This window comes from Glaciecola sp. MF2-115, assembly GCF_047250385.1.
Taxonomy (GTDB): domain Bacteria; phylum Pseudomonadota; class Gammaproteobacteria; order Enterobacterales; family Alteromonadaceae; genus Glaciecola.
The window spans coordinates 1-3,868 of record NZ_JBLBVM010000020.1 but is presented as its reverse complement, the minus strand read 5'-3'; the positions used below and the strand labels follow the sequence as shown (position 1 = coordinate 3,868).

At 48.8% G+C, this 3,868-nt stretch carries 2 rRNA genes; both read right to left on the bottom strand.

The features are described 5' to 3' along the window. Window positions 1-412 precede the first annotated feature (412 nt). Window positions 413-528, bottom strand: a 5S ribosomal RNA gene (gene rrf / locus ACKLNX_RS00180). Window positions 529-704: 176 nt separating this feature from the next. Continuing rightward, a 23S ribosomal RNA gene (locus ACKLNX_RS00175) occupies window positions 705-3,583 on the bottom strand. Window positions 3,584-3,868: the final 285 nt, after the last annotated feature.

Sequence of the window (3,868 nt, the reverse complement as noted above, 5' to 3'; positions counted from 1 at the left end):
CATTGAATATGGCTACTCGTTCTTGGAGGTTTTCTTCTGAAAAAAGGTCGTAGAGTTGTTGTGCTAACATCTTTTTCTTTATGAAAATTTGAAAGCACTAGTTTGATCTCATTAATATCATAGTCAACATAAGTTTGAATTAACTAAAACTCAGTGGTCGAAGCTTAACCGATCAGCATTACGCGAAGGCGGGGACCTCCTAGCACATCTAGTAAGCGCACTGGTGCTATGTTTACGTTTACTATGTAATGTGGGGGGTCCTCGCCTGCGCGAGGATGACGGGTGTTTTTACGAGGATGACGTTTTGTAATATTATGCCAAGTGTTCACTGTGAGAGGATGCCGGTTAGTACACGTCCAATTTCTTACAGGCATAAAAAAACCCGTCGCTAGGACGGGTTCTTCTAATGGGAGCCTGACGGTGTGCTACTCTCACATGGGGAAACCCCACACTACCATTGCCGCTAATACGTTTCACTTCTGAGTTCGAAATGGGATCAGGTGGTACCGTATCGCTATTGCCGTCAGGCAATTCTGTTGATGTCTCAGCCTTAGCTAAGTCATCGAATTTGGTTGTTCTTAACAATGTTAGAAAGCTAATAATTAATGTCTTTATTTAACGTCGAGCATCGCTACTCTTACGACTTTATTTGATTTGGCAACTTGTCACACATACCACCAAGGCTTACGCCATTTTGGTGTTGTATGGTTAAGCCGCACGGGCAATTAGTACAGGTTAGCTTAACGCTTTACAACGCTTCCACACCCTGCCTATCAACGTTGTAGTCTACAACAACCCTTCAGGACAGTTAAACTGTCTGGGATGACTCATCTCTGGGCTCGCTTCCCGCTTAGATGCTTTCAGCGGTTATCGATTCCGAACGTAGCTACCGGGCAATGCCATTGGCATGACAACCCGAACACCAGCGGTTCGTCCACTCCGGTCCTCTCGTACTAGGAGCAGCTCCCATCAATCATCCAACGCCCACACCAGATAGGGACCGAACTGTCTCACGACGTTCTAAACCCAGCTCGCGTACCACTTTAAATGGCGAACAGCCATACCCTTGGGACCGACTTCAGCCCCAGGATGTGATGAGCCGACATCGAGGTGCCAAACACCGCCGTCGATATGAACTCTTGGGCGGTATCAGCCTGTTATCCCCGGAGTACCTTTTATCCGTTGAGCGATGGCCCTTCCATTCAGAACCACCGGATCACTATGACCTACTTTCGTACCTGCTCGACGTGTCTGTCTCGCAGTTAAGCTGGCTTATGCCATTGCACTAACCTCCTGATGTCCGACCAGGATTAGCCAACCTTCGTGCTCCTCCGTTACGCTTTGGGAGGAGACCGCCCCAGTCAAACTACCCACCAGACACTGTCCACACGCCCGATTAGGGCGCAATGTTAGAACATCAAACATACAAGGGTGGTATTTCAAGGGCAGCTCCACATCATCTGGCGACAATGCTTCATAGCCTCCCACCTATCCTACACATGTAGGGTCAATGTTCAGTGCCAAGCTGTAGTAAAGGTTCACGGGGTCTTTCCGTCTAGGTGCGGGTACACAGCATCTTCACTGCAATTTCAATTTCACTGAGTCTCGGGTGGAGACAGCGTGGCCATGGTTACACCATTCGTGCAGGTCGGAACTTACCCGACAAGGAATTTCGCTACCTTAGGACCGTTATAGTTACGGCCGCCGTTTACCGGGGCTTCGATCAAGAGCTTCGCTTGCGCTAACCCCATCAATTAACCTTCCGGCACCGGGCAGGTGTCACACCGTATACGTCATCTTTCGATTTAGCACAGTGCTGTGTTTTTAATAAACAGTCCCAGCCACCTGGTCACTGCGGCCCTCATTCGCTTAGGAAGCAAGTTCCATCACAAACAAGGGCGTACCTTCTCCCGAAGTTACGGTACAATTTTGCCGAGTTCCTTCACCCGAGTTCTCTCAAGCGCCTTAGTATTCTCTACCTGACCACCTGTGTCGGTTTGGGGTACGGTTCGCTATATCATAAGTTTAGAGGCTTTTCCTGGAAGCATGGTATTTGCTACTTCAACACCTTAGTGTCTCGTCTCGTGTCTCAGGCATGTAGATGTCCGGATTTTCCTAAACATCAACCCTACGCACTTTCACTTGGACAACCATCGCCAAGCTAGCATAACCTTCTCCGTCCCCCCTTCACTGATATAACAAGTACGGAAATATTAATCCGTTTCCCATCGACTACGCGTTTCCGCCTCGCCTTAGGGGCCGACTTACCCTACCCTGATTAGCATGGGATAGGAAACCTTGGTCTTCCGGCGTGGGGGTTTTTCACCCCCATTATCGTTACTCATGTCAGCATTCGCACTTGTGATATGTCCAGCAAACCTCCCGGTTCACCTTCAGCCACTTACACAACGCTCCCCTACCACTTGAACCTAAGTTCAAATCCGCAGCTTCGGTATATTGCTTAGCCCCGTTACATCTTCCGCGCAGGCCGACTCGACTAGTGAGCTATTACGCTTTCTTTAAAGGATGGCTGCTTCTAAGCCAACCTCCTAGCTGTCTTAGCCTTCCCACTTCGTTTCCCACTTAGCAATATTTTGGGACCTTAGCTGGCGGTCTGGGTTGTTTCCCTCTTCACGACGGACGTTAGCACCCGCCGTGTGTCTCCCGGATAGCACTCATCGGTATTCGGAGTTTGCAAAGGGTTGGTAAGTCGGGATGACCCCCTAGCCTTAACAGTGCTCTACCCCCAATGGTGTTCGTCCGAGGCTCTACCTAAATAGATTTCGGGGAGAACCAGCTATCTCCCGGTTTGATTGGCCTTTCACCCCCAGCCACAAGTCATCCGCTAACTTTTCAACGTTAGTCGGTTCGGTCCTCCAGTTGATGTTACTCAACCTTCAACCTGCCCATGGCTAGATCACCGGGTTTCGGGTCTATACCTAGCAACTAAACGCGCAGTTAACACTCGCTTTCGCTACGGCTCCCCTATACGGTTAACCTTGCTACTAAATATAAGTCGCTGACCCATTATACAAAAGGTACGCAGTCACAGGACAAGCCTGCTCCTACTGCTTGTACGTATACGGTTTCAGGTTCTATTTCACTCCCCTCACAGGGGTTCTTTTCGCCTTTCCCTCACGGTACTAGTTCACTATCGGTCAGTTAGGAGTATTTAGCCTTGGAGGATGGTCCCCCCATCTTCAGTCAAGATAACACGTGTCCCGACCTACTTAATATGGCAACTATGAAACTTCGTGTACGGGGCTATCACCCTGTATCGCTGTGCTTTCCAACACATTCCACTACTTCATAATTACTCGGCTGCTCCCCGTTCGCTCGCCGCTACTTGGGGAATCTCGGTTGATTTCTTTTCCTAAGGGTACTTAGATGTTTCAGTTCCCCTCGTTTGCCTCATTAAGCTATGTATTCACTTAATGATACCGCCGAAGCGGTGGGTTTCCCCATTCGGACATCTGTGGCTCAAATGCTTTTTGTCAGCTCACCACAGCTTTTCGCAGACTTACACGTCCTTCATCGCCTCTAACTGCCTAGGCATCCACCGTATACGCTTAGTCACTTAACCATACAACCCAAAATGGCGTTTGTATTCACCCCGCCAAGAATGAACTACAAGGCTATTTATCAGTCACCGCCTTTTTAATCAGAGACTGCGGTGCAGCGCATCCACAAGTGAATGTCTGCGTGTTGTATGCGTGACAAGTTTTGCTAATCAAATTATCGTGCTAAATCATCGCGCTTTTTGCGATGACTTTTGCGCAAGGCGGGCTCACAGTACTCTTTAGGAGTATCATTCACCGTTCTTTTGCTAGCACATTTGTCAGATAGAGTAGCGTTGAAAGAATCTCAT